We start from the raw sequence: 16,838 nt of genomic DNA on the forward strand, positions 1-16,838 counted from the left end.
TACCAGGAAGGCAGTCAAACCGTCGTGTGTCGACGTGATCAAGTAGTGCGATTACTTTTCAGACCGAACGGTATTCTGAGTTACTGCTGCGACGAGAACGTTGGTGTCGAGGAGTACTCTCATATCCGTTCACGGACGTCACGAACGGCTTCGACGGAGTCACCCTCGACATCAAGTCCCAGTTCTGAGAGTGCCTGTCCGAGCGGGATCGTCTCGTCATCATCGGGATCCGAGGAAACGAATTCCTCGAAATCGTCCGAAGTGAGACTCATACATGACCTTGCCAACCAACTCGCAAAAAGACTAATGATGGTCTCGTAGTTCGTGATGAAGCGATTATCTTCAGACCCCAGGTCAGGTACACATCTCGCCACAGTATCGACGCGGTGATTCTATTTAACACGTCGTACCTGCCCTTGAGACCCGTCGTAGCGGTGCTGTTTGAATGTCCATCGGCAGAGCCGAAATCAAGCTACGGAGGCGCGAACAAGCTCGTCGCTGTACTTCCGTAGACGTATCCGAGTCGACTATCGTGCCCACACTCGTCCGAAGGGTAGCAGCCCCTGTTGCGTAACTGACGACCGGTTGTTCAACGTGATTATGGGTGACTGGGTCGAGCTCGTCGAGTTGGCGAACAGTCGTCCGAGTTGATCACTACGGTCACCCCCAACTGAGCGACGACTGAGTATGGAGCGGCCTCTCGGAGTCGAAAAAGAATGTAAGGCAGTAAAGAAGTTCGTTAATCGTCACCGAACATCTGCCGCATCATCGGATGCATCTCCATCAGCTGCTCTTCTGCGATCTCCTCGTACAGCTTGTAGGTAATAGACACCGTCAGCAGCAGCCCCGTGCCCGACACGCCCCCGAGCGTCCCCAGCATGTTCGCAAGCACCGCAAGCAGGCCGACGAGCGCGCCACCGATGACGGTCACTTGCGGGATGTACCGCTCCATTACCTTCTCGATGACCTGCGGGTTCTTCCGGAAGCCGGGGATCTGCATCCCGGAGTTTTGTATCTGCTGAGCGGTCGACTCCGGCCCCATGCCGGTCGTCTCCACCCAGAACACCGCGAAGATCGCGCCGCCGATGATCATGAACGTGAGGTCGACCAGAACGCGGAGGACGATCTGCCAGGGCTCGGCGGCGACGGTGAACGCCCCCGAGAACCACATCCAGTCCTGACGCGACTGGATCGGCGCGAGGTAGTAGAACAGCCCGCTCACGGGCTGGCCCTGCGAGTAGACGCCGACGATCGCGGGGAGGCTCACGTAGTTGTTGAGGATCTGCCCGAGGAACTGGATGTTCGCCTGCAGCGCGCGAACGAGGATCATCGGCAGGACGGACGCGTAGATGAGCTTCACGGGGAAGCGGCCGCGAGCGCCCTTCACCCGCGCGTGACTCAGCGGGATCTCAACGCGGACCGACTCGGTGTAGACGACGACCGCGAAGATCAGGACGGTCGTGAATAACGCGAGGATGTTCCCCGGATCGAACAGCAGCGACTGGATGAACGGGTCAAGCTGGACGCTGCCGGTGATGATGCCGTACCACGCGGGGAAGAAGCCGGTGACGCCCGTGCCGAGCGCGGGGATGGCGAACAGCCCGGCGACGAGCTGCTGGCTCACGCCCGCGATGATGAACAGGCCGATCCCGGAGCCGACGCCCCACTTGGAGATGACCTCGTCCATCAGCAGGATGAGGACGCCGCCGACGAAGATCTGCGCGAACAGCAGCGTCCGCATGCCGCCCTCGCCGATCCCCAGTTGCGCGGTGAGCTGCGGGTCGATCGGGAGGTAGTTGCCCGCGAACACCATCGGCAGGCCGGTCAGACAGATCATCACGACCACCAGCAGCTTCTGGAGGCCCTGGTACAGCACCTGGTCGCGGGGGTCGTCCGTGTCCAAGCCGAGCAGGTCCGCGCCGCCGAGCAGTTGGAGGACGATCGACGCCGTGACGATCGGACCGATGCCGAGCTGTAGGATCGACCCCTGTGACCCGGCGAGGATCGACCGGAACCGGCCGTAGAAGTCGCCGCCGGCTCCGTCGGTCGCGAGGCCGAATATCGTGATGTTCGTGAGGAAGAAGTACATCACGAGGATGCCGGCCGTCCAGGCGAGCTTCCGCTTGAAGGGGACGTGCCCCTCCGGTCGCTCGACCGTGGGCATCCGCGTGAGTACGGGCTCCGCGGTCTCTTTCCAACCCATGTTGCGTGCACGTGGTCGGTGGGCACACCTTAACGCTTCGATTGGGAACTCCGTCCGAGCCGTCTCGACACGCCGACAGCGACCCGATCGGCCGCACCGCAAGCGCGACTGCGACCGACGAGTCGCTCGCGTCGCTATCGGTGCGACGGTCCGAAGAAACGGAACGAAACGGAAACCGCGGCCGCGATCCGCCGTGACGTGGCGGCGACGTTACTCGTCGCTGTCGGCGTCGGACTGCTCCTCGGAGGCCTCGGCGTCCTCCTGCGCCTGCTCGGCGCGGTCGGTCAGCTCCGTGGAGCCGCCGGCCGCTTCGATGAGGCGGCGCGCCTCGGCGGTGAACGCGTCGGCGACGACGTGCAGTTCCCCGCGGACCTGCCCGCCGCCGAGCACCTTCACCACGTCGACCTCGTGGCCGTCCTCGGCCACGTCGCGGGCGTCGAGGGCGTAGCCGTCGCCCTCTTCCTCGGCGACCCCGTCGGCCGCCAACAGCGCCGCGTCCTCGTCGAGCTTCTGGACGGAGACCTCGACGACCTCGTCCTGTACGCCCTGCGGGCGCTTGAAGCCGTATTTGCCGAGCGGACCGTACAGCTGCCGTTCGTGCTTCTTGCGACCCGCGTTGCCGCGGCCGCCCCGGTGACCGGCACCGCGCCGGTTTTTGTGGGAGCCGCCGCCGTGCGTGCGCGAGCCGCGCTGGCGTCGATTCTTGTTGGTCATTATCGCATCGCCTCCAGGAGCGTGTCGATGTCGTCGTGACGACCGAGTGCGCCGCCGTTCTTCACGGCGTGCTTGATGCCGTCGTGACCGCCGCGCGGGGCGTGCAGCCGGAGGACGGGCGACAGTCCCTGCTCGCGCAGGGTCGTCTCCTCCTCGACCAGCGCCGCCGCGAGCGACTCAACGCCGTCGTAGTCGGTGGTGTCGGCGACCCAGTCGTCGTCGATGTCGGCGTTGCCCTCGAGGGGCTCGCCGCGCCGCTCGATGAGCATCGCGACCGTCTCGACGTCGGGTTCGCCGAACGCCACGTAGTCGTTCACCTTCGCGATCATCCCGCGGTAGGTGTCCTCCTCGGGCACCAGCGCGCAGTGGTTGATCGCGTGGATATTGAGCATCTGCAGGGTGTCGCGCTGGGCGGCGGACATGTCGATCTCGCCGCGCAGTTGGACGACCGCCTGCATCAGTTACCACCCTCGGCTTCGCGCTGGACGCGTCGCGCCCGATCGGGCGTGCGCGCCTGCGAGGCGTTCTTCAGGGCGTTGAACGTCGCCTTCGCGAGGTTGACTGTCGTCCGCGTGTTCCCGGTCGAGGACGTCCAGGCGTCCTGGATGCCCGCGAGTTCGAGGATGTTGCGGACGGTCGGCGCGGCCGCCAGGCCCAGCCCCTGGGGGGCGGGCTTGATCTCGACTTCGACGGAGCCGGCCTTGCCGGTGGCCGTCCGGGTGAGGGAGTTGACTCCGCCGGCGGAGTCCTCCCACGACCCCGAGCCGCGGTCGACTTTGATCATGTTCAGCTTGGCGACCTCGATGGCCTTCTGGATCGCGCCGCCGACCTGGTCGTCGCGCCCCTCGGCGTAGCCGAGGTAGCCGTCGCGGTTGCCGATGGCGACGACGCACCGGAACTTCACCCGGCGACCCGAGTCGGTCATGCGCTGGACCATGTTGATGTCCAGCACCTCGTCTTCCATGTCGGGGATGAGCTGGTCGACCAGCTCCGGCTCCTTCAGCGGGAGCCCCGAGTTGAGCGCCTGCTCCATCGAGGTGATGTCGCCCTCCTGTACCTTCCGGCCGAGCCGCGTGCGCGGCTCCCATCCGCCGTTTCTACTCATTGTCGAATTCCTCCGTCAGGGTCGCCCGAAGCTCGTCGAAGTGGTCGGGCAGGTCCGCCGCGTCGAACTCCCCGCTGTACAGCGGCTCCTCGAGCTGCTCGGCGTACTCGGCGATGTGCTCGCCGCGGTTGCGCGACCAGTCCGCGAGGACGCTGTCGTTGTGGGGGATCTCGAGCCCGGCGTCGATCGCTCCTTCCTGCACAGCGAACGCCTTGTTGCCGGGCGTCGCTGTGTGCAGGCCGATGTCGAGGACGGCCTCTTCGAGGCCCGCCTCGACCGCCCGCAGTCCCGCGAGGTAGCCCGTCAGGTACGCGCTGGGGAGATTGCCCGTGGGGGCCTCCCAGCCGTACTCCGCGAGATCCTCGCTGGATGCGGCCGCATGTGTCTCGTCGCCGTTCGGTCCGGGGGTGATCAGCTGCGCCCTGACGTGCTTGTTCGACACGCGCGCCACGAGGCGCGGCTTGCCGGATTTCAGCAGGCGCAACCTCTGGTGGTAGTCCGTCCGAACCTCTCGGCGGCGACGCATCGGTACCTTGTAGCGTGGTCCGGTCGCCATCAGTCGTCCTCCAGTGTTACGTCGTAGTTGTTCACGATGTACGAGTCGAGTCGCCGCACGTCCTCGAACGCTCCGCCCGAGGCCTTGTTGTACAGCTCGCGGTACTGCGAGCTGTCGAGGGGCCCGTCGTCGCGGAGCTCCTTGAGTCGTGCGCGCTGGGCGCGGATCCGCGAGATCCACTCGTCTTTCGACGACTGGCGGCCGCCGGACTTCCCCTTGCGGGAACCGGCTCCGGTTCTGTGGCCGTACGAGCGCTTCGCGTCGCGCTCGCGGGCCCGGCCGCGGGAGTTGCCCTTGGCCTCCTCTGCGCGGATGTTGCCCTGTTCGATCTGCTCGCGGATGTCCTCTCGGGTGATCGCGTCCGCGAGTTCGTCCTGTGCCTCCGGGTTGAGCCACACGCGGCTCTTGCCGACGTCGAGTTCGTCGGCCGCGAGCCGGCGCTGTGCTGCCAGGTCGCTCATTGGTCAACCTCCACTTCGACGTAGGTCGGATTGAGGACGCGAATCTCGCGGTCCTCGCACTCGTCCTCGATGGCCTCGCGCTTGCGCCCGCCGACCGACGACGCGATCCGCACGGCCTGCGTCGCGGGGTCGACGCCCTCGAGGTCGTCGGTGTTGTGCACGCGGACCTCCTCGAAGCCGCTCGGGTGCAGGCCGCGGGCGGCCGTCGGCGAGCGGTAGCCCGCCTCGACGGTCGGGCCCTTGCCCTTCATCCCGCGGCGCTGCTTCGACAGCTGGCCGCGCGGCCGACGCCACGAGGTCGGGATGCGCTTCTTCTTGTGGTAGTCCTGTCGGTTGAACTGGGGTTTCCCCTCGCGGAGCTTCTTCGCGAGCGCGCGAGCGCGCTCGTCGTCCAGTTCGGGCGTCTTGTCGGCGTGCCCGCGCGGACGAAGCTCCGTCTCGACGTCCTCCTCCTCGGCCTCGTCGGCCTCGGGTTCGGACTCCTCCTCTTCGATCTCGGCTTCGGCCTCCTCGTCGACCTCGAGTCCGCCCACGTCCGCCTTGATGCGGGCCGCGAGGGCGTTCCCGACGCCGTCGACCTCCGCCAGTTCCGACTGCGAGGCCGCCTTCACGTCCTCGACGGTCTCGTAGCCGGCCTCCCGGAGCGCGTCGGCCTTCGACGGGCCGACGCCGGAGATGTCCTCGAGGCTCTCGATGTCGTCGCTCATCTCAGATCGCCCCCGACGGGGTGCGCGTGATGTACACGCCGTCCTGGAAGACGCGCGTGTCCTTGTCGGTCACGCGGGTGAGCTGTTCGACGCTCGCGGCCGTCTGGCCCACGTCCTCCTTGGACGGGCCCGACAGCGTGAGTTCCTCGCCGTCGATCTGTACGTCGGTGTCGCCGCGGATCTCCGCGCGACGGGGTGCCGTCTCCCCGAGGAAGTTCGTGATGACGACCTCGTCGCCCTCGACGGTCACGTCCATCGGGAAGTGAGCGTAGAAGACCTCCATGCCGTACTCCCAGCCCTCGGTGACCCCGTGGATCATGTTGTCCACGTGGCTCTCGAAGGTGCCGACGGTCGCGTTCGTCTGTCGGTCCGCGTCGTCCGGGTACTCGAGGACGACGGCGTCGTCCGCCACGGAGACGCTCACGTCCGGGTACCACAGCCGACGCGTCACCGAGCCGTTCGGCCCCTCGATCGTGAGATCGAGGTGGTCGAGGTCGGCGGAGACGTCCTCGGGTAGTTCGATTGTTCGTTCTGTCATTGTCAGTAGACGTATGCGATCACCTGGCCACCGATGCCCGCCTCGCGGGCCTCGTAGTGGCTCATGACGCCGTGACTCGTGGTCACGATGAGTGCGCCGTAGTCGCGGGCGGGGAGCAGCCGCTTCTCCCAGCGCTCGTAGCCGTCGGCGGCCACGGAGTATCGCGGCTTCACCGCGCCGCACTCGTTGATCGCGCCCTTCAGTTCGACCTCGAACGTTCCCGCTCGGCCGTCGTCCACGAACTCGAAGCCGTCGACGTATCCGTTGTCGTACAGCACTTCCAGCGTGGAGCCGATGATGTTCGAGGCGGGCTGGACCGTGTATTCCAGATGGCCGACGTCCTCTGCGTTGTCGAGGCCGGCGAGGGCGTCGGCGAGTGGGTCGTTACCTGCCATTGTTATCGGTACTTCCGGAATCCCATGTCGCGGGCGACCTCGCGGAAGCACTGGCGACAGAGGTTGATATCGTACTTGCCGACCAGGCCCTGCTTTCGCTCGCAACGACGGCACTCGACCTCCTGGCCGGTGCGCTTTGCGGCGTGCTCGCCCGTCTCCTCGGGTCCGGTCGTCTCTGTGTCTGCGTCGCTCATTCGTTGACCTCCACGTCGAACTCGCGTTCGAGGAACGCGATGGCGTCCTCGACGGTCATCCGGTGACCGCTCGGGATGGACCGGGTGACGGCGTCCCGCTTGGAGACGCGGTAGCCCGGTCGCGTGAGCGTCACGGTGACGTCGAGCCCGTAGATGCCGATCTGCGGGTCGTACTCCTGACTCGGGAACTCGGTGTGTTCGGCGACGCCGAAGCTCACGTTCCCGGTGTCGTCGAACTGCGAGGCCGAGAGGTCGGTGAACTCCAGGGCCGTGGCCAGGAACTCGTCGGCGTCGTCGTCGCGCAGCGTAACCTTCGCGCCGATCGGGTCGCCCGGCCGGATGCCGAACTCGCCGATGGCCCGGTCGGCCGTCGTGCGGACGGTGTCCTGTCCGGTGATCTCCTCGAGGATCTCCTCGCCGTTCGCGAGCTCTCGACCGCCCTCGCCGACGCCCATGTGGACGACGACCTTCTCGATGCGCGGTTCGCGCATCTCGTGGAACTCGGCGTCCGACTCGGACTCCGAGCTCATTCGTCGTCACCTCCGTCGGTGAAGTTCTCGTCGATCACGACGACGTACTCCTCGATCGTCTCGAAGCCGCCGTCGTCCCCGTCCTGACTGACGGAGACCGCGTTGTCGCCGGAGCCGGCGGAGACGGTGATCTCCTCGACCGTGCCGATCTCGCCGGAGTGACTCCCGGCGACGGCGGTGACGAGCGCGCCCTCCTCGTACGGGAAGTGCGCGACGACCTCCTTCGTCTCGTTGTCGACGACCAGCGAGTCGCCGCCGGCGTAGCTCCCGTCCTCGCTCACGAGGGTCGTCCCGTCGTGGAGCGTGTACTGGAAGTCGCCGCCGGCGACCTGCGTCTTGCCGTCGACCTTCCCCAGTCGCGAGGAGGCGGCCTCCTCGTCGATGGGCGTCAGCGAGAGCCGGCCGCCCTCGCCGGGGAACACCCGGTAGTACTCCTCGCGCTCGGCAAAGGCCAGGATGTCGAACATCCCGACAGGGCGGGCCTCGTCTGAGACCGCCTTGCCGTTGACGAGCACGGATCCGTGATCGAGCGCGTAGCGCGCCTCCTTCCGGGAGTCGACGTAGCCCAGCACGTCCCGAAGGACGATGAGCAGGGGCACGCCCGACTCGCCGTGCGGGCCCGCGCCCGCCTTCACGGTGAACGTCTGTTCCTTCCGCTCGATCGGCCACGAGTTCGGGGCCGACAGTCGCTTCTGGTGGTTACTCATGTTATGCAGCCTCCTCGTCGGACTCCAGACGCGCCTCTCGACGGTCGTCCTCGAGGTCCAGGTCGACGACGCGCACGTTCGAGCTGTCGAGCGGCCGCGGGGTCTCCTCCCCGTCGGCCTTCTCGACGGTGACGTCCTCGACGTGGATCACCGAGTCGCGGAGATCCACGTCGATGACTTCACCCTCCTCGCCGGCGAAGTCGCCGCGCATGACCTCGACGGTGTCGCCCGCGTTGACGCGGACGTTCCGCTGGCCGTACTCCTCTCGGAGCTCCGCCGAGAGGGTGGCGCGGACGAACTTCTGCCGCTCGTGGAGCGGCGCGTCTCGGGTCCGTGTGCGCTGTTTGTGCGGTTGTTCGCTCATACGATCTGGGTCGCGGTGGATGCGATGCTCCCGAAGCGTTCGGCGACCTCGCGTGCGATGGGACCCTTGATCTCGGTCCCGCGCGGCTCCTCCATGTCGTCGATGACGACGGCGGCGTTGTCCGCGAACTTGACGCGCTGGCCGCTCGGGCGACGGATGGATTTGCGCTGGCGGACCACGACGGCCTCCAGCACCTGACGCCGCATCTCCGGCGTCCCCTTCGTCACCGAGACGGTGACCTTGTCGCCCACGCCCGCTTTGGGGTGGCGGTTCTTCGTGCCCGAGTAGCCCGACACCGAGATGACCTTCAGCTCACGCGCGCCGGTGTTGTCGGCGCACGCGATCAGCGAGCCCTTCTCCAGGCCCTGCGTGACGTCGGCCTTGAGGGCCTCCATCAGGCATCACCGTCCGTGTCGAGGCTGTCGACCACGACGTGGCTCTTCGTCTTCGACAGCGGCCGCGTCTCGGCTATCTGCACCTCGTCGCCCTCCTCGATGTCGAGGCAGGGCGAGACGTGTGCCGGCACGCGGCTTCGTCGCTTCATGTACCGGTCGTACTTCGGCACGAATACGTCGTATTCGCGCTCGACGACGACCGTCTTGTCCATCGATGTGGAGGCGACCGTTCCCTCGAGCGTCTGTCCGCGCACGGAAAGCGTTCCGTGGAAAGGACAGTTCTCGTCGGAGCAGGCCTCCTCCGGTTCTGTTACGTTCAGTCCGATTGCCATTAGTGATCACCCGCACGTTCCGTGCGGAAGGCGGGTCGTGAGAGCAGTCTGGCCCCATCCACCGTAACGGAGACCGCGTCCTCGCAACCGTCCGACTGACCGGATCTGACCCCGGTAGTATCGTACTGCCCGCGCTTCCCGGCCAGTGTAGGGAAGTCGGGCGACGGAAGTTCGAACGCGGACCCGGGGGCCTTGCGGTCCCCCGCGGCTTCATCTATGACGGGCGACGCCTCGCCGCTTCGAGGCGCGTCCGTACGGGGCTCGGTGTGACGGCGGCCCACGCCGTCTCCCGAACGCTGCGCGGAGAGGACGAACCGGAACGTCGTCCCCTCCTTCGGCACCTGCTTGTCCCCCCGGGCGGTGCGCACCGTGAGGGTGCGCATGCTCTCGGACACGACGACGCCCGCGATCCCGACGTGGGCGTCGCTGGCGGCGGCGACCGCCCGTACGGGGAGGCCGCGGAGTTCGTGTCGCGTGAGCGTCTCGGGGGTGAGTGCCATGTGTCGTGTCGTTACTCGTCGTCGAGGTCGCCTTCCTCGCCCTGGATCGTCTTGATCCGGGCGATCGTGCGCTTGAGCTCGCCGACGCGCCCCGGGTTCTCCGGGGCTCCGCCGGCCGCCTGCACGGCCTTCGCGTTGAGCAGCTCGGTCTCGAGCTCCTCGAGTTCGGCCTCGCGCTCGGCGGGCGTCATGTCGCGGATCTCCTGAGTGTGAAGGATCGCCATGTTACTCCTCCTCCTCCTCGTCCGCGTCCTCGGCGGTCTCGTCTGCCGCGTCCGCCTCGTCGGCGTCCTCGGCGTCCTCCTCTGCTTCCATCTCCGCGACGAGGTCCTCGGCCTCGCTCTCGACGTCCTCGTCGAGGTCGTCGAGCTCGGGCTCCTCCTCCTCGGGCTCGGCCGTTTCGGCGGCGTCGCCGTCGGCGGTCTCGTCGCTCTCGATGACCTCCTCGACGACCTCCTCGTCGATGACGTCCTCCTCGTCGGGGACCTCGCTCTCGTCGAAGTCGGGCTCGCCGCCGGGGACCTCGGGCTCCGTCTCCGGAACCTCCTCGTCGTCCACGTCGGCCAGCAGGTCCTCGACGCCGCCCTCGGCCGCCTGCTCGACCTCGGGCGCGTCGGCGTCCTCGGCGATCTCGAAGTCGTCGGGCAGGGTCGCGCCCGGCGGGATGATCTTCACCGTCACGCCGATGGTGCCGAGCTTCATGACCGCGACGCCCTGGCCCTCGTCGACGACGTCCTCGGCGGGCTCGCCGTTGTGCTTGATGTACCCGCGGTTGAACTTCTCCACGCGCGAGCGAGCGCCCGTGACCTTCCCGGAGAGGACGATCTCCGCGCCCAGCGCGCCGGCGTCCATGATCCGGTCGATCGTCGTGTGGCCCGCGCGGCGGAAGTACCAGCCGCGCTCGAGGGCGTTCGCCAGACGGTCCGCGACGATCTTCGCGTTGAGGTCGGGTTCGTCGACCTCCTGCACGTCGATCTGCGGGTCGTCCATGTCGAAGCGCTCCTCGAGCTCGGTGGTCACCTTGCGGATGTTCTTCCCGCCCTTACCGATCACCATGCCGGGCTTCTCGGCCTTGAGCACGATCTGCGTGCCCATGGGCGTCTTCGCGACCTCCATCCCGCCGTAGCCGGCGCGACCGAGCTCGTCCTCGAAGAACTCGTTGATCTGGCTCCGCTGGAGCCCGTCCTCGATGAACTGGTGCTCGTCCGCCATCTTACTCGTCCTCCTCGATGATCATTTCGACGTCCACTTGCGGTGTGTTCCAGGCGCTCGCGCGACCCATCGCTCGGGGCTTGCGGCCCTGCTGCTCGCCGACCTTGTGGGCGGCGACGTGTTTGATCGTCATTGACTCCCCGTCGAACCCCTGTTCGTCGGCGTTGTTGGCGACGTTCTCCAGGAGCTTCAGGAAGTCCTTGGAGGCCTTCTCGGGGTAGCGGCCGGCGTCCCAGCCGTCGATGTCCGAGCGGTGACCCACGCCGGAGTTGTGCTTGCGGAACGGGACCGACTGCTCCCCGTCGATGACCGCCTGCAGGTACTCCTCGGCGTCGGCGACCGTCTCGCCCTTCAGTTCGCGGGCGATGGCCTTGCTGTGCTTGAAGCTGATCTGCCGCTCTCGGAGCATCCCCTTGGCGGTGGTCTCCGGGTCGACGTCGACGCTGTAGCTGATTCCCATTGTTACTTGAGGGGCACGAACTTCGAGGACCGGGTCGCGCCGATTCCGGCCTGACCGTGTTCCACGGAGTTCCGCGTGAGGTTGAACTCGCCCAGGTAGTGCCCGATCATCTCGGGCTCCACCCTGACGCGCTCGAAGTGACTCCCGTCGTACACCTCGAACGTGAGGTCGACGAACGACGGCAGGATCGGCATGTCCCGAACGTGCGTCCGGATCGGGTCGTTCGCCGTCTCCTCTTCCGTGGCGTCCTCGGCGGCCTCCAGCAGCTTCTGCTGTTGGACCCCGAGTCCTCGGTCGATGGTTCGCCGCGCGCGGGCGGGGAGCAGTTCGACGACCTCGTCGAGCTCCATCTCCTGCAGCTCGTCGAGCGTGTGGCCGCGGTAGGTGAACTCACCCTCGCGACCGGTGCGGTATTCCGAACTCATGTTATCTGTCTCCACCTCGACCGGTCCGCTTCGAGGCGATGTCGCCGACCTTCCGTCCCGGCGGGGCGTTCCGCGAGACGGACTTCGGCTGTCCGGGGTGCTGACGGCCGCCGCCACCGAACGGGTGGTCGACGGCGTTCATCGCCACACCGCGGACGCGCGGGTACTTCGTCCCGCGACTGCGCATCTTGTGGTGCTTCTTCCCGGCCTTCACGAACGGCTTCTCCGTCCGGCCGCCGCCGGCGACGACGCCGACGGTGGCGCGGCAGTCCGGGCTGAGTCGCTTGACCTCCCCCGAGGGGAGCTGGACGACCGCCACGTCGCGGTCGTGGGTGAGCAGCGTCGCGTTGACGCCCGAGGCGCGGGCGAACTTGCCGCCGTCGCCGGGCTTGGACTCGACGTTGCACACCGGCACCCCCTCGGGAATCTCCGAGACAGGGAGCGTGTTGCCGGGCTTGATCTCCGCGGAGACGCCGACCGACAGCGTCTCGCCGACGGTGATCCCCTCGGGCGCGAGCACGAGGCGGCGGTCGCCGTCCTCGAACTGCACGTCCGCGATGGGTGCCGACCGCGCGGGGTCGTGCTCGATGCCGACGACCTCGCCGTGGACGGTGTCCGCGTCGTCCTCCGCGATCTTCTTGTGCTGCTTGTCCGATTTGTAGCGGTGCGACGGGGCTCGGAACGTCGAGCCGCCGCGACCGCGTCGTTGTCCCTGAATTCTACGTCCCATCTTAGAACACCCCGATGCGGGAGGCGACTTCCTGCGCGTCGCTGTCCTCGTCGAGTTCGACGGTCGCCTTCTTCTTCCCCTGCGGGGTCACCTGCGTCCAGACCGACTCGACGCCCACGTCGAACTGCGCGGCGACGGCGTCGGCGATCTCGGGCTTGGTCGCGTCGATGTGGACGATGAACTGGAGCTTGTTCTGGAAGTCCATCTCGTCCATCGCCTTCTCGGTGACCAGCGGGTGCTCGATGACGGAGCTCATCGGTCCGCCACCTCCTCTACGGCGCTCTCTGTGAAGACCGTCAGGCGACCGGCGTGCGTGCCGGGCGCGAGGTCCTCGACGCTCACCTCGCGGCCGGTGGCCACGTCGGCACCGGCGAGGTTGCGCGCCGCCTTCGACGGCTCCTCGCTCGTGACGAACAGCACAGACTTGGGCTCGTTCGTCTTGCGGCCGCGGGTCGTCCCGCGACCGGCGCGGATCGTGCGACCCTCGTCGGCGCGCTCGATGTCGTCGGCGATTCCGACGGCCTCGAGGAAGGAGACGACCTCCTTCGTCTTCACGAGCTCTTCGAACTCGTCGGAGACGACGAGCGGGAGTTCGGTGTCCTCGTCGAAGGCGTGGCCGCGCTCGGCGACCAGCTCGGCGTCGGCGGTGGCCGCGATGGCCGCCCGCGTCGCGAGCTTGCGCTCCTTGTCGTTCACCTTCTTGGTCTGGTCCTTCTCGGCCTTCGGCGGGTGGGCCTTGCGACCCTTGACGGTCTGCGGGACGCGGCGACCCTGCCCGTTCGAACGGGGCACGTGGGCCATGCCGCGGCCGGAGCCGAACGACTCCGCGGGAGTGCGGAGGCCGGCGAACTCGTCAGCGCCGTACGCCTGCTTCCTGTTTGCCTGCGCGGCGACGACGGACCGCTGGATGAGGTCCGAGCGGAACTCCGTCTCGAAGACGTCGGGGAGGTCGATCTTGCCCGCGTCGTCGCCGTTCAGGTCGCGTACTGTTGCCTTCATTATCCTTGGTTCGATGCGGTGGAGACGTAGCGCACCTCGGGGTCGAGGCGCGGCTGGTCGTTCGGCCGGATGGCCGGTCTGAATCGCAGGAGGCGCTTCGAGGGACCCGGCAGCGAGCCCTTCACGAGCGCGTAGTGGCCGTCCACCTCGCCGTAGCCCTTGAAGCCGCCCTCGACGGAGGCGTCGTCGCCCTCGCCGAAGTCGATGAGCCGCTTGTTGAGCTCCGTGCGCTGGTGGTAGCCGGTCTGCCCCTGCTGGGGGACGGTCGAGCGAACCCGCGAGGGGTTCCACGGACCGAGGTTCCCGATCCGTCGCCGCCACCCCTGGCGGGCGTGCTTGCCCTTCCGCTTCTGGACGCCCCAGCGCTTGACGGGGCCCTGGGTGCCCTTCCCCTTCGTGACGCCGGAGACGTCCGTGTACTCGCCGGCGCGGAAGACGTCGCCGAACTCGTGTTCGCCGCCGTCCTCGACCAGCTCGAGCGCGTACTCGAGGCGGTCGTCGAGCGAGTCGCCGCCGACCCGCGTCTCCATCACGTCGGGCTTCTTCTTGGGGACGTTCGACAGCTTCGCCGGCTCGGTGTGCGTGATGAACCGGAGGTCGTCGACGACGCCGTCGTCGACCAGTTCGCGAAGCTCCTCGGCGTCCGCCTCGAAGGTGTTCTCCGCCGGCAGGTCGAGCGTGCGGTCGAGCTCCTCGTGGAACTCGGTGGCCCACACCTCGGTGACCGGCTTCTGTCCGTACGGCGTGTCCTCGTAGGCTCGCAGGGCGACCGCCCGCATGGGGGGCACCTCCACGACCGTCACGGGAACGGACTCCTCCATCCCCTCGCGCGGGGAGTCGGACTCGTCGTTCACCATGACGACGTGGGTCATGCCCGCCTTGTAGCCCGCGAAGCCCTGGACGCCGGCCGCGCCGTCGTCGTCGGGCCACGAGCGGATGCGGGGGACTTCGCTGCTCGCGCGCTTGCGCGGGCCGAAGCCCAACGAACCCTTGCGTGGTCTGCTTGGTTGTGGCATTGTGTTTGGCTTACTCCGTGAGTGTGAGCGGCGAGAGCGCGGCGAAGATCGCTTCTTCGGTCCGCACCACCTCGCTGCCCTGTCGCGGAATCGCGTTCAGCCAGAGGTCGAACCCCGAGCCGTCCGTGGCGTCGGGGTCGACCGGGACGTCCGCGGGCTCGATGCCCAGGATGTCCGGGAGCCCCCTGCCGGGTGAGCCGAACGCGATGGCGACGTGTGAGTCGCGCGTGCGTGTACCCACGTCCGCCAGGCGGGACACGGACAGTTCGCGTCCGTGTCGCGACGTGGCGATCGCGGTGTCGGCGTCGGCGAGGGCGTCCTCCAAGGCCGCGCCCGCAACCCGAAACCCCGGTGGGGGGTCGTCGGTGAGGCGAGCACGGACCGGTTCTCTCGAAGAGACCCTGACGGTGACGCGCTCCCCCTCCACGTACTCCCGTCCGGGAGACGCGTGCAGGGAGATCGGGTGTTGCGTTCCGCAATTGACCCGAACGCGGCCTTCAGGTCCGACCTCGGTCACGATTCCCTCTCGTAGTTCCGACCCGTCTGGGCCGGATCGAGCGGGCCGCATCGGCGGGAGCACCCCCACGTGCTGCAGTTCCTCGCGTTTCCCCCACACCTCCCGACGGAGGTAGGCGGGTGTCGCGCAGTACTCCAGCAGCGTGCGGACGTACTCGCTGCCTCTGCGACGTTCGCCTTCCCGGTCCGGGAAGACGACCAACCGGTCCGCCCGGAAGACCGTCGCCGCGCGGGCGACGTAACCGAGTTTCCGCGTGGCCTCGCGGCCGTCCTCGGCCTCCCGGACGAGCGACGACGGAACGAGCACGTCGAGTCTCGTTCCGTTCATTGTCGCTGCACCGGACTGTACTGGACAGATCCTCGGCCACTCCGTAAAAGGGTGTTGACTCGCATCCCCCGTAGTCACGGCGTCACACACCCGTCCGCGGGCGTTTCACGTGTCACTCACTCACGTGCCGGATTCCGACCGCACCCGTGTGGGTTGCGGGCACGCGATATTCTCACACGCCGCCGTTGGAGGAACGGATTTATATACGACCCTGCCGTTAGTGGTGAATGCGCACCGGGAGAAAGCCGGAGACGGCACCCGGATGCAGGTACGCACTGGTAGTGTAGTGGTATCACGTGACCTTGCCATGGTCACAACCGGGGTTCAAATCCCCGCCAGTGCAGTTCTCTATCGGCGACCGAACTCGCGAGGCGTCGCCTCGCGAGTGTCGCGGCCGGTGCTAACACGGTGCTCGTTTCACGCGGTGCGATCAGTTCAGGTCCGTGACCTCTCGGTTCATCACGGGACTGATATCGGATCGGTGGCGGGGAGTCGCCGCGGGCCACTCGCTCGGGAGCCAACGGTTATATCTGCACCGACGAACTCGGCGATACTATGGACGATTTAGACGACGTCTTCGTCGCGCAGGTGATGTCCGAGAGTCTCTACACCGTCACGCCCGACACGCTGGTCGAGGAGGCGGCCACGGGCATGATGGAGCACGGGATCGGCTCGGTGATCGTCGTCGACGACGACGGCACGCTTCGCGGGATCCTCACCAACACGGACTTCGTGCAGATCGTCGCCGAGCGACGACCGAAGGACCAGACGCCCGTCTCCGAGTACATGAGCACCGACCTCGTGACCGCCGATCCGGGCGACTCGCTGGCGAGCGTCGCGACGACGATGCTGGATCGGGGGTTCCACCACATGCCCGTCACCGACGGCGACAGCGGCGTCGTCGGCGTCGTCTCCACCACCGACCTCACCGCGTACCTCTCGAGCCTTCGCGCCTGAGCCGTCCGGATCGAGCCTGAGCCATCCGAATCGGGTCTGAGCCGTCCGAATCCGGACGCCCCTCGGGCGAAGGCGACGAGGCGATCGACGGGGACACAGATTTGCGTCCCGCCACCGTCGATCGGGTATGACAGTCATCGCGCTGTTGAGCGTCGCGCCGGTCGTCGAGGGGAGCATGGCGGGCGAGGTCGCGAAGGCCGTCGCCGCGCTCGACGACTTCGACGTGGCCTACGAGACCAACCCGATGGGGACCGTGATCGAGGCCGACGACATCGAGGAGGTGATGGCCGCGGCGACGGCGGCCCACCGCGCCGTCGACGGCGACCGCGTCTCCACGTTCCTCAAGATCGACGACAAGCGCGACCGCGACAGGCGCGCCCGCGAGAAGGTCGAGTCCGTCGAGCGCGAACTCGGTCGTCCCGCCCGCAGCGACGCAGAATAATAACAAAGCCGATATAGATTATTAAGAACGAGCAGCTAGAGCCGATCCGTTA

28 protein-coding genes and 1 tRNA gene are annotated in these 16,838 nt (G+C 67.2%); 3 read left to right on the forward strand and 26 right to left on the reverse strand.

Annotation, left to right across the window (positions count from 1 at the left end; all coding sequences use genetic code 11):
- Positions 1-119 precede the first annotated feature (119 nt).
- The 26 genes from Hbl1158_RS06545 to Hbl1158_RS06670 form a co-directional block, all read right to left on the reverse strand.
- Entirely contained in the window at positions 120-272 is a 153-nt protein-coding gene (locus Hbl1158_RS06545; protein WP_234299248.1) for a hypothetical protein, read from the reverse strand.
- A gap of 467 nt (positions 273-739) precedes the next feature.
- Positions 740-2,203 (reverse strand): preprotein translocase subunit SecY, encoded by a 1,464-nt coding sequence (gene secY, locus Hbl1158_RS06550; RefSeq protein WP_234299249.1) that lies wholly within the window; start codon positions 2,201-2,203, stop codon positions 740-742.
- 210 nt (positions 2,204-2,413) lie between these two features.
- On the reverse strand, positions 2,414-2,917 hold the full coding sequence (locus Hbl1158_RS06555) for an uL15 family ribosomal protein (protein WP_234299250.1): 504 nt from the start codon (positions 2,915-2,917) through the stop codon (positions 2,414-2,416).
- A complete protein-coding gene (rpmD, locus tag Hbl1158_RS06560; RefSeq protein ID WP_234299251.1) occupies positions 2,917-3,375 on the reverse strand; it encodes a 50S ribosomal protein L30 in 459 nt (152 codons plus the stop codon). The genes Hbl1158_RS06555 and rpmD overlap by 1 nt, the downstream gene beginning before the upstream one ends.
- Positions 3,375-4,022: a 30S ribosomal protein S5 gene (locus Hbl1158_RS06565; protein WP_234299252.1), complete on the reverse strand. Its 648-nt coding sequence runs from the start codon at positions 4,020-4,022 to the stop codon at positions 3,375-3,377. The genes rpmD and Hbl1158_RS06565 overlap by 1 nt, the downstream gene beginning before the upstream one ends.
- Entirely contained in the window at positions 4,015-4,578 is a 564-nt protein-coding gene (locus tag Hbl1158_RS06570; protein WP_234299253.1) for a 50S ribosomal protein L18, read from the reverse strand. The genes Hbl1158_RS06565 and Hbl1158_RS06570 overlap by 8 nt, the downstream gene beginning before the upstream one ends.
- The gene (locus Hbl1158_RS06575; protein ID WP_234299254.1) at positions 4,578-5,039 is read right to left on the reverse strand and encodes a 50S ribosomal protein L19e; all 462 of its coding nucleotides are present in this window, start codon (positions 5,037-5,039) and stop codon (positions 4,578-4,580) included. The genes Hbl1158_RS06570 and Hbl1158_RS06575 overlap by 1 nt, the downstream gene beginning before the upstream one ends.
- Positions 5,036-5,746 (reverse strand): 50S ribosomal protein L32e, encoded by a 711-nt coding sequence (locus Hbl1158_RS06580; RefSeq protein WP_234299255.1) that lies wholly within the window; start codon positions 5,744-5,746, stop codon positions 5,036-5,038. Before Hbl1158_RS06580 ends, Hbl1158_RS06575 begins: the two co-directional genes overlap by 4 nt.
- 1 nt (position 5,747) lies before the next feature.
- Positions 5,748-6,284: a 50S ribosomal protein L6 gene (locus Hbl1158_RS06585; protein ID WP_234299256.1), complete on the reverse strand. Its 537-nt coding sequence runs from the start codon at positions 6,282-6,284 to the stop codon at positions 5,748-5,750.
- 2 nt (positions 6,285-6,286) lie between these two features.
- Positions 6,287-6,679 carry a 30S ribosomal protein S8 gene (locus Hbl1158_RS06590; RefSeq protein WP_234299257.1) on the reverse strand — a complete coding sequence of 131 codons (393 nt, stop codon included), beginning with the start codon at positions 6,677-6,679 and terminating at the stop codon, positions 6,287-6,289.
- Between the two features lie 2 nt (positions 6,680-6,681).
- Entirely contained in the window at positions 6,682-6,873 is a 192-nt protein-coding gene (locus Hbl1158_RS06595; protein WP_234299258.1) for a 30S ribosomal protein S14, read from the reverse strand.
- The gene (locus Hbl1158_RS06600; RefSeq protein WP_234299259.1) at positions 6,870-7,403 is read right to left on the reverse strand and encodes a 50S ribosomal protein L5; all 534 of its coding nucleotides are present in this window, start codon (positions 7,401-7,403) and stop codon (positions 6,870-6,872) included. Before Hbl1158_RS06600 ends, Hbl1158_RS06595 begins: the two co-directional genes overlap by 4 nt.
- On the reverse strand, positions 7,400-8,110 hold the full coding sequence (locus Hbl1158_RS06605; RefSeq protein ID WP_234299260.1) for a 30S ribosomal protein S4e: 711 nt from the start codon (positions 8,108-8,110) through the stop codon (positions 7,400-7,402). Before Hbl1158_RS06605 ends, Hbl1158_RS06600 begins: the two co-directional genes overlap by 4 nt.
- Position 8,111: 1 nt before the next feature.
- Entirely contained in the window at positions 8,112-8,474 is a 363-nt protein-coding gene (gene rplX, locus Hbl1158_RS06610) for a 50S ribosomal protein L24 (protein WP_234299261.1), read from the reverse strand.
- The gene (locus Hbl1158_RS06615; RefSeq protein WP_234299262.1) at positions 8,471-8,869 is read right to left on the reverse strand and encodes a 50S ribosomal protein L14; all 399 of its coding nucleotides are present in this window, start codon (positions 8,867-8,869) and stop codon (positions 8,471-8,473) included. Before Hbl1158_RS06615 ends, rplX begins: the two co-directional genes overlap by 4 nt.
- Positions 8,869-9,201 carry a 30S ribosomal protein S17 gene (locus Hbl1158_RS06620; protein ID WP_234299263.1) on the reverse strand — a complete coding sequence of 111 codons (333 nt, stop codon included), beginning with the start codon at positions 9,199-9,201 and terminating at the stop codon, positions 8,869-8,871. Before Hbl1158_RS06620 ends, Hbl1158_RS06615 begins: the two co-directional genes overlap by 1 nt.
- On the reverse strand, positions 9,201-9,701 hold the full coding sequence (locus Hbl1158_RS06625; RefSeq protein ID WP_234299264.1) for a ribonuclease P protein subunit: 501 nt from the start codon (positions 9,699-9,701) through the stop codon (positions 9,201-9,203). Before Hbl1158_RS06625 ends, Hbl1158_RS06620 begins: the two co-directional genes overlap by 1 nt.
- Before the next feature lie 11 nt (positions 9,702-9,712).
- Entirely contained in the window at positions 9,713-9,925 is a 213-nt protein-coding gene (rpmC, locus tag Hbl1158_RS06630; RefSeq protein ID WP_234299265.1) for a 50S ribosomal protein L29, read from the reverse strand.
- A 1-nt stretch (position 9,926) separates the two neighbouring features.
- Positions 9,927-10,913 carry a 30S ribosomal protein S3 gene (locus Hbl1158_RS06635; protein WP_234299266.1) on the reverse strand — a complete coding sequence of 329 codons (987 nt, stop codon included), beginning with the start codon at positions 10,911-10,913 and terminating at the stop codon, positions 9,927-9,929.
- Between the two features lies 1 nt (position 10,914).
- A complete protein-coding gene (locus Hbl1158_RS06640) occupies positions 10,915-11,373 on the reverse strand; it encodes a 50S ribosomal protein L22 (protein WP_234299267.1) in 459 nt (152 codons plus the stop codon).
- Positions 11,374-11,375: 2 nt separating this feature from the next.
- A complete protein-coding gene (locus Hbl1158_RS06645) occupies positions 11,376-11,798 on the reverse strand; it encodes a 30S ribosomal protein S19 (protein ID WP_234299268.1) in 423 nt (140 codons plus the stop codon).
- 1 nt (position 11,799) lies between these two features.
- The gene (locus Hbl1158_RS06650; RefSeq protein WP_234299269.1) at positions 11,800-12,528 is read right to left on the reverse strand and encodes a 50S ribosomal protein L2; all 729 of its coding nucleotides are present in this window, start codon (positions 12,526-12,528) and stop codon (positions 11,800-11,802) included.
- A 1-nt stretch (position 12,529) separates the two neighbouring features.
- Positions 12,530-12,784 carry a 50S ribosomal protein L23 gene (locus Hbl1158_RS06655; protein ID WP_234299270.1) on the reverse strand — a complete coding sequence of 85 codons (255 nt, stop codon included), beginning with the start codon at positions 12,782-12,784 and terminating at the stop codon, positions 12,530-12,532.
- Complete coding sequence (rpl4p, locus tag Hbl1158_RS06660; RefSeq protein WP_234299271.1) at positions 12,781-13,527, reverse strand: 50S ribosomal protein L4; 747 nt, start codon at positions 13,525-13,527, stop codon at positions 12,781-12,783. Before rpl4p ends, Hbl1158_RS06655 begins: the two co-directional genes overlap by 4 nt.
- Positions 13,527-14,543 (reverse strand): 50S ribosomal protein L3, encoded by a 1,017-nt coding sequence (locus Hbl1158_RS06665; RefSeq protein WP_234299272.1) that lies wholly within the window; start codon positions 14,541-14,543, stop codon positions 13,527-13,529. The genes rpl4p and Hbl1158_RS06665 overlap by 1 nt, the downstream gene beginning before the upstream one ends.
- Before the next feature lie 10 nt (positions 14,544-14,553).
- Entirely contained in the window at positions 14,554-15,387 is an 834-nt protein-coding gene (locus Hbl1158_RS06670; RefSeq protein ID WP_234299273.1) for an RNA methyltransferase, read from the reverse strand.
- 272 nt (positions 15,388-15,659) lie between these two features.
- On the opposite strand from Hbl1158_RS06670, the gene Hbl1158_RS06675 reads away from it, so the two are divergent.
- The 3 genes from Hbl1158_RS06675 to Hbl1158_RS06685 all read left to right on the forward strand — a co-directional run bounded on the left by Hbl1158_RS06675 (position 15,660) and on the right by Hbl1158_RS06685 (position 16,786).
- A tRNA-Gly gene (locus Hbl1158_RS06675) sits at positions 15,660-15,730 on the forward strand.
- A gap of 212 nt (positions 15,731-15,942) precedes the next feature.
- Complete coding sequence (locus Hbl1158_RS06680; protein WP_234299274.1) at positions 15,943-16,344, forward strand: CBS domain-containing protein; 402 nt, start codon at positions 15,943-15,945, stop codon at positions 16,342-16,344.
- A 127-nt stretch (positions 16,345-16,471) separates the two neighbouring features.
- On the forward strand, positions 16,472-16,786 hold the full coding sequence (locus Hbl1158_RS06685; RefSeq protein WP_234299275.1) for an MTH1187 family thiamine-binding protein: 315 nt from the start codon (positions 16,472-16,474) through the stop codon (positions 16,784-16,786).
- The last annotated feature ends 52 nt before the right edge of the window (positions 16,787-16,838 follow it).

It is taken from the genome of Halobaculum sp. CBA1158, assembly GCF_021431925.1.
Taxonomy (GTDB): Archaea; Halobacteriota; Halobacteria; order Halobacteriales; family Haloferacaceae; genus Halobaculum.